General features: G+C 42.2%; 10 protein-coding genes. 2 read left to right on the top strand and 8 right to left on the bottom strand.

Annotation, left to right across the window (positions count from 1 at the left end; translation table 11 throughout):
• The first annotated feature begins 283 nt into the window (after positions 1-283).
• On the top strand, positions 284-520 hold the full coding sequence (locus ACFPOH_RS08930; RefSeq protein ID WP_342468817.1) for a YuzB family protein: 237 nt from the start codon (positions 284-286) through the stop codon (positions 518-520).
• 50 nt (positions 521-570) lie between these two features.
• Here the strand turns inward: ACFPOH_RS08930 and ACFPOH_RS08925 are convergent, their stop codons facing one another.
• Both ACFPOH_RS08925 and ACFPOH_RS08920 read right to left on the bottom strand, forming a co-directional pair.
• The gene (locus ACFPOH_RS08925; RefSeq protein WP_342581700.1) at positions 571-1,335 is read right to left on the bottom strand and encodes a TIGR01457 family HAD-type hydrolase; all 765 of its coding nucleotides are present in this window, start codon (positions 1,333-1,335) and stop codon (positions 571-573) included.
• A complete protein-coding gene (locus tag ACFPOH_RS08920; RefSeq protein ID WP_342468815.1) occupies positions 1,332-1,784 on the bottom strand; it encodes a DUF86 domain-containing protein in 453 nt (150 codons plus the stop codon). The genes ACFPOH_RS08925 and ACFPOH_RS08920 overlap by 4 nt, the downstream gene beginning before the upstream one ends.
• An 87-nt stretch (positions 1,785-1,871) precedes the next feature.
• On the opposite strand from ACFPOH_RS08920, the gene ACFPOH_RS08915 reads away from it, so the two are divergent.
• Complete coding sequence (locus ACFPOH_RS08915; protein ID WP_342468814.1) at positions 1,872-2,138, top strand: DUF3055 domain-containing protein; 267 nt, start codon at positions 1,872-1,874, stop codon at positions 2,136-2,138.
• Positions 2,139-2,178: 40 nt separating this feature from the next.
• On the opposite strand, the gene ACFPOH_RS08910 is transcribed toward ACFPOH_RS08915, so the two are convergent.
• The 6 genes from ACFPOH_RS08910 to ACFPOH_RS08885 all read right to left on the bottom strand — a co-directional run bounded on the left by ACFPOH_RS08910 (position 2,179) and on the right by ACFPOH_RS08885 (position 7,501).
• Positions 2,179-2,511 carry a YutD family protein gene (locus ACFPOH_RS08910; RefSeq protein WP_342581701.1) on the bottom strand — a complete coding sequence of 111 codons (333 nt, stop codon included), beginning with the start codon at positions 2,509-2,511 and terminating at the stop codon, positions 2,179-2,181.
• Positions 2,512-2,536: 25 nt separating this feature from the next.
• On the bottom strand, positions 2,537-3,436 hold the full coding sequence (lipA, locus tag ACFPOH_RS08905; RefSeq protein ID WP_342468812.1) for a lipoyl synthase: 900 nt from the start codon (positions 3,434-3,436) through the stop codon (positions 2,537-2,539).
• 115 nt (positions 3,437-3,551) lie between these two features.
• Entirely contained in the window at positions 3,552-4,304 is a 753-nt protein-coding gene (yunB, locus tag ACFPOH_RS08900) for a sporulation protein YunB (protein WP_342581823.1), read from the bottom strand.
• A 138-nt stretch (positions 4,305-4,442) separates the two neighbouring features.
• A complete protein-coding gene (locus tag ACFPOH_RS08895) occupies positions 4,443-5,804 on the bottom strand; it encodes a bifunctional metallophosphatase/5'-nucleotidase (protein ID WP_390309434.1) in 1,362 nt (453 codons plus the stop codon).
• A gap of 21 nt (positions 5,805-5,825) precedes the next feature.
• Complete coding sequence (locus ACFPOH_RS08890) at positions 5,826-6,647, bottom strand: sulfite exporter TauE/SafE family protein (protein WP_342468809.1); 822 nt, start codon at positions 6,645-6,647, stop codon at positions 5,826-5,828.
• Complete coding sequence (locus ACFPOH_RS08885) at positions 6,647-7,501, bottom strand: DUF72 domain-containing protein (RefSeq protein ID WP_390309432.1); 855 nt, start codon at positions 7,499-7,501, stop codon at positions 6,647-6,649. Before ACFPOH_RS08885 ends, ACFPOH_RS08890 begins: the two co-directional genes overlap by 1 nt.
• Positions 7,502-7,557 lie beyond the last annotated feature (56 nt).

The raw sequence follows: 7,557 nt of genomic DNA, 5'->3' as shown, positions 1-7,557 counted from the left end.
CGCCCTTGTTGGTTCGAAATCAAACCATTGACGTGTTTGTCAAGAGCGATTGCGGCGGCATTTCCTCTAGTTTCGCTAGATCACATCCCTCCAAAACTAAGTTTTCATAGATTTTTTGACACTACCTTATTTTGTCCAAAAAGTTCACATTTTCTACACAACCAATAGTATATAACATTGTGAGGAGTTTCACAATATTTTTTGTGAATGATTTCACAAAATCTGATTTTATTGACGAATAAGAAAATTCAGAGTAGGATTTCTTTGAGTGAGGTGAACAGAAGTGAATCCGCTGGTTGAATTTTGCATTTCCAACTTGGCCATGGGATCGCAAGAAACTTATGATGTTTTGGAAAACGATCCGAATATCGATGTGCTTGAATATGGTTGCTTAAGTTATTGTTCACGATGCGCCGAAAAATTGTATGCGCTCGTGAATGGAGATATAGTCGAAGCTGATACACCTGAAGAATTGACCAAAAAAATATATCAACATATTGAAGAAAATCCGCTTTTTTAATGCAATAAATGGGGGGCTGTTTTGAAAATGGACAGCCCCTTTATGTTTTTCTAAATCTCCAAACCGCTTAAATCGTCTACAACATAAGTCGGTTGCAGCTCTTTTTCTTTCACGGTCTCCGTTCTCACAACCCCGGTATTGACATGGACGGTATCACAACCGAAACGGATTCCGCATAAAATATCCGTATCGTAATTGTCTCCAATCATCAGCATCTCTTCTTTCGCATACCCGTATTCCTGCCGGATCATGTCGAGCATCACCGGCGACGGCTTCCCCATAAAAACCGGCTCCACATTGCACACTTGGCTGACAAGCTTGACAAACGATCCGTTTCCCGGGTGGAATCCTTCCTCCGTCGGAAACCGGATATCCTCATTTGTCCCAATTAATGCGGCTCCATTTTGTACCGCAAGACAAGCCTTGGTCAGCTTGTCATAAGTAATTTCCCGGTCAATGCCCATCACCACCACATCGGGTTGCTCTTCCACCACCGCAATATTCTGCTGCTTGAAGGCATGGCGGATGCCATCCTGTCCAATGACAAACACTTTCGCCTTCCCGAAATGTTCCCTCACATATTTGGCGGTCACTAAGGCGCTTGAATAGATTTGTTTTTCTGAAGCATCCACCCCGAATTGCCGGAGCGTTTCTTTAATTTGGGACGGCGTTTTCGAAGAGTTATTCGTTACAAAAAAGACGTCCAACCGCTTTTTTTGTAATTGATGAATAAAATCTACCGCACTCGGGATGGCTTTCTTGCCACGGTAAATGGTGCCATCCAAATCAAAACAGAAAGCCCGATACCGTTTCATTCATGATCCTCCGGTAAGAATGCCGAAACGGGTCCCAGTTCATTTTCCAAATATTGAGTGACTTCCCCTGAAAAAGTTTTTAAATACGGCACTGTATTTTTCAATACCTCGTACACTTTCTCAATATCCACTTGTATAAATTCACGGACGAGGTTTTTGCGCAAACTGATCAACTCTTTGAACGGTTTTTCTTTCTCTGCGGCGATCACTTTCTCATCGATTAAAATGTCAATGATATCATCATAGCTTCCCGGATCTCTCATGATAAATCCGTCGATCATCAAGTTTCCGACATCGATAACCGATTCGATGGCATTATGGGCGATGCGCTCCAACGCCAATTTTGTTATATCATCTTTTAGCCAGTCCTGCTTTTGTTCAAAAATGGAGATGATTTCATCCAAATATTTTAATGTGCTTGTGATTTTTTTTCGGTCTACGAAATACATGACAAATGCCTCCAATTCGAAAAGTTGATTGATGTCTCGTTTCTATAGTAACATATTGTGTAGTATTGGAAGGAGAACAAAACTGCGATGGAACGTTTTTTCTTATATGATGATGTGGAAGATACAAAAACACGGTTCGTCAGCTTTACCGGCAGAAGTTTGCGCTATGATTTGGCCATTGTCCAATCCACAAAATTCTATGGAAAAGTGCTCGTTTTGGATATGCAATCCAGCCGCTTTGCCATCATCGGACCCGACGATTTGGAAGAGCCCGGCTATTTGGAATATGTTTTTAATAAAACGGAAGAAGAAGCTGAAGACTTGAGAGAATATTTAATGGAATTATTATCATAATAAACAGGCCATCTCCCGATTTGGAGATGGCCTGTTGGTTTTATGATCGCTTATCGTAAGAATGTCCATTTGGAGCTGATACATGCTTCTCTTGCGGCACACGGCCAATTTTCTTCAAAATGAAATAAGCACAGCCAAAATTGCAATACTCGAATAAATAATCTTGCACAGTGCTTATTTTATTGTCATAAGTGGATTTTTGATTGCGGTCATCAAAAAACCCCTTCAGTCTTAACTGGCCATATCCCCAATCGCCGACAATATAATCGTACTTTGCCAATACATCCGTATAACGGTTCACGAAGGCTTCCCCTTGGAATCCGTCACGATAATTCTCGATCAATTCATAAGCAATCCCATCGACCAATATCATCCATACACCTCCAATTCCAAGACGCTTACATTTCGGCTTGGAGTTGTCGAGTTTTCGTTGCTTCATTCACTTGTTCATCCGCATGATAACTGCTTCGAACCAATGGACCCGCTTCGCAATGTTTGAAGCCTTTTTCCATGGCTATTTTTCGGAGCTTTCCGAATTCCAATGGCGTATAGTATTTTTTTACAGGCAAATGTTTTTTCGTCGGCTGCAAATATTGGCCGATCGTCATGATATCCACATTGTTCGCCCGCAAATCATCCATAACTTCCAAAATTTCATCCCACGTTTCACCGAGACCGATCATTAAGGAAGATTTTGTCGGGATATCCGGTTGCATTTCTTTCGCTCTGCGCAAAAATTCCAGCGAACGGTCATACGTGGCGCGGGCACGCACCCGTGGGGTAAGTCTTCTGACTGTTTCAATATTATGGTTCAATATATCTGGTCTTGCTTCCATAAGGATTTGCAAATTCTCTTCCTTTCCGCCTAAATCGGAAGGAAGTACTTCAATGGATGTTTGTGGCGATTTGCGGCGAATCGCACGAATCGTTTCGGCCATGATGCCGGCCCCGCCGTCTTTCAGATCGTCCCGGGCCACCATTGTAATCACCACGTGTTTTAAGTTCATAATTTTCACGGAATCAGCCACACGTTCCGGCTCTTCCAAATCCAGCTCTGTAGGAAGCCCCGTCTTCACCGCACAGAATCGGCAGGCGCGGGTGCAAACAGAACCCAGGATCATCATCGTAGCCGTCCTTCTTTCTCCCCAACATTCATGAATGTTGGGGCAGCGGGCTTCTTCACAAACGGTATGCAAGTTTTTTTCCCGCATCAACTTTTTTAAATCTCTATATTCTTCATTCGTATTAAGCTTTATTTTCAACCATTCGGGTTTTCTCAAAATTTCTTTTCCGCTCACTTTGTATCAGCCCCTATCCATGAAGAAAAAATGGTTTTACCTACTACTTGTCAATATAACATGATAATGGTTTTGCAACAACTGACAATATCGCAAGTCCGAGAAAAAATTCTTATTATTCATATGGAACCGGCACTTCTACAGAAGGTTGCGCCCCATCTCCACCGTTTGTATAAATATTCGGCACTTGGCTTCTCGTCAATCCAATGGCCACCGGGATGGATTGTTCCACCGTTGTCGTTTTGCTGGCGAATGGAACAATGATTTGAACATTCACTTTAAAATTAATGCTGATTTCTACAAGCGCATTATTAATTCCGAACTCTGTAATCTTAGTGGAAACATCGCTTGCCACATTTCCAATGATATGGAATCGGATAGGCACTTTTGGCCCCAAGTTGCCCAAAAGAGGCAAATTCAATGCCTGGGCGATCGGCACAAGGAATACGATTCCATCCCCTTTTTGAATTTCATCCACATCATATTCCACATTATCCAAGTCGGGAAGTTGGGATAAGTCTCCCTTTTCCGCCATTTCAAGATGTTCTTTCACGAGGGTGGTCGTTTCCGCACGGACCTGGTTGATGATTTCGGTATTGAATTTTGTCGTCAGCATATAATCGGATTCGGTCGGCAAATCTTCTATAATCTCGTTGATGTCCAACACGCTCGATGTTCTGGCATTAATCGCTTTGCTGACGACATGGGAAGCGATCTTCCTCGTCTGCACTTCAGCATAATCCAAGTATATAGGCATTAAACGGGAATTTAAAAAATATAAAAATAATACCAACGTGAGAACAAAACTCATCAGAAATAGAGCGAAACGGTTCGATCTTTTCCTTCTTTTCGGCGCCCTGAACATCATTCTGCGAGGTCTTCGTGAAAACAAAAAATCTCCTCCTAGCAAATTTTATGACCAGGAGAAGATGACTATTCAAACACCCATTCTTTGCGCTCTTTGAACAAAACATTATATGATCCAAACATCGGAACGCCAATTTCTTTAGAGATGCCGTTTACAATACTCGATGAGCACATCCCTCAGAAAGTAAGGCAAATAATATTTCTTTTTTGCATATTTGAAATTAGGGAAGAAATAGCCAAAGGTGAACATATCAAGGGTCGCCAATTGATAAGTTTTATTCAAATCGCAAATTTCCCCACGTACGATCAATTCGCGATTTTGATTGACCGAAAATTCATAGGTCAAAATCTTGCCGAAAATTAATCCTCTAAAGCCCAGCCCCTTCAGTTCAAGCTGCGACCACTCTTCATTTTTCGCCTGCAGATACACTTCTTTCAGCTGACGGCCTGTCAATTCCACCACACACAAATTGATTGGATGAGGCAAAATCCGGTGAATATCATATTTGCTCACATTCCCTTTTTTCAAGCCATCCAAAAAGATGCCCGCGTTGAACATCGCACAATCGGCACCCGTATGTTCCAATACCGCTTTCGCAAAAAGCCTGGAAATCTGGGAATGATGGAACCATTCCTTATTATAACTTTTCGCCGATTGGAAAATGGTTTCGTCCATCAACTCTTTTCCCGTCTTGGCCAACTGTTCAAGAAACTCCAATTCCCCCTCGATTTCCGGCAACAACGCATTATCAATCACCATTTCTTCTTTGCGGATGATTTTTTTCCGTTCATGATCAAATTGGATCATTAAATGCCCAGTATAGGCCCCGAATTTTCCGCAGCCTGTGAGCAATACTCCATTCACCCATTTTCCTTCTTCCAAAAAATGATGGGTGTGGGCGCCAAAAATCACATCCAATTCGGGGCATTCCTGAGCCAATAATTCATCTTCCGTAATCCCCAAATGGGACAGGCACAACAGAATATCCACTTCTTTTCTCAATTCTTTGGCAACCGCTTTAATCTCATTTCTCGGCTCCGTAATATCCCAATGAAGCTCTCGATAAAATAATTCATAAAAAGCTGTGGCACCAATCACGCCAATTTTTGTACCGTATTTCGTCCTTAAAATGGTATAAGGTTTCAGCCACTTGGGATTCTCCCGGTTTGCCGCCTGCAAATTGGCGACGACCACCTCGAAATCCGCTTCATCATATAGATGATAAAGCTCCTCAAAAGCCAATGTGATCCCTTCATTATTGCCGATCGTCACCACATCATACCCGGCTTCATTCAATAACTTTACATTCCCCATACCGATTGTCGCTTCCGTATAAATATTGGAACGGTCCAAATGGTCGCCAATATCGAATAAAAAACTGGGCTCCCCTTTTTCGGCATAAGCAAGACGCTCGTTGCGAATGAAATATTGTGAACGCAGCCAATATTCGAAATGGCTATGTATGTCATTGGTATGATAAAAATGAATCGTTTCAAGCAAACTGCTCACCATCTCTCAACATTAAACTAGCCCTTCTATTATAGAACGGACGCCGATCAACACCATAACGATTTGCAACACAAGCACAACCGTTTTTGATTTCAGCCGTTTGTTTAAAGCCGATCCCAATTTTGCTCCGACATAAGCTCCGATAATGACAGGAACGGTATAATGCCATGGAACATTCCCCAAATAAATATGGCTCAAGGAATTAACAATGGATGTCAAAAACACCATAAACATGGACGTCGCGACTGCAACATGCGGCGGGAAACGGAACAACATCACCATTGCCGGAACCATTAATGATCCCCCGCCAATGCCGAATAAACCCGAAATCATTCCGACAAAAAAAGAAAAGACAAATGCAAACCATATCGGGTATCCGTATTCAAAAGTTTGCCCTTGGCGATCGGTAAAACTTCTTTTTAACCCGTGTTCAAGAAACCAGTGAATCGGTTTCAATTTGTCCCGAACAAATAATATCGCTGACAAAACGATCAATAAAATACCGAAATACAGATTAAATGAATCAATATTCAATCCCTTGTTCAACCATGCCCCCAAAACCGCCCCGGGCGCGCTTCCGATAAAAAAAATCAATCCGCTGACGAAATCCACCTGCTTTGATCTCATGTAGGAAATCGTTGATGATAACCCGATAAAAATCATCATTATGACGGATAAACCGACAACCCGCTGTGGCGTAATGTCCGGGAAAAAATTCAAATTGATTCCGAAATACAACGTTGCCGGGATCAGAATGACTCCCCCACCCAATCCGACAAGCGATCCCAGTATTCCGGCACAAAGCGCAATGACTGCGAGAAGCAAATATTCCATTAAAATTCCCCTTCGAAAAGATTTAATTGTTTCGGTGCAAGCCCCTCATATTCTATCTTTAATATTTCCTGAAGCGATTTGGCGTTATTTGCGGCATGGTGTCCGGAATTGTTGTTAAACAGCACGTACACTTCTTCCGCATCCGCTTCCAATTCTCTAATGGATGTTGCCAATTCTTCCAATTCCGCTATGCTATAGTCATATAGAAAGCGTACTTCTCTCCAGTTGGGTGCACCATTATTTCTCCATCCAAAAACATTTCTCCCGTGAAGACGCACCAATGCTTTCTTGTTCGTCGCTTTCGGAACAAACGGCACCGAACCGATACCTGCCTGCGGTTCATCGCAGACGGTATGGATGAAGCCATTCTCCCTCAAAAATTGGATCGTCGCCTCTTCCCTGCCCTGCTGAAACCAGGTCTGATTGCGGAATTCAATGGCGATTGGGAACTCCTCCAATTGCTTTTTTATATACAAAAGATACTTTACATTTTGAGAAGTGCAATCAAACCATGGCGGAAATTGGGCAAGAATCATCCCCAATTTATTGAACTTTTGAAAAGCATTGGCACACTGTCGGAATGCTTCAAACATTTCCCTTTGGTCCTGATAAGGAAGCTCATCTCTCTTATGGCCGGTCATCCCTTGATACGCCTTGACGATAAATTGAAAATTTTCCGGCGTTTCTTCCACCCATTTTTCAACGTTTTTCACCGATGGAATGGCATAGAAGGATGTATCGACCTCAACGATTGGAAAATGGCCGCTATAATCAAAGAGTTTATCTTTCTTCGCGGAATTTTCCCGATAAAGGGAAGGATGGTCCCCCCATCCAGTAAGACCAATTTTAATCATTTCTTCCTCTCCATTTTATCTCATTTTTACATATATAAAAAAGTATAAACGATTAT

Origin of the sequence: Ureibacillus suwonensis (assembly GCF_042655065.1) — a bacterium.
Classification (GTDB): Bacteria; Bacillota; Bacilli; order Bacillales_A; family Planococcaceae; genus Ureibacillus; species Ureibacillus suwonensis.
Note: the sequence above shows the minus strand (reverse complement) of the source record. Positions and strands in the feature narration are given on the sequence as shown.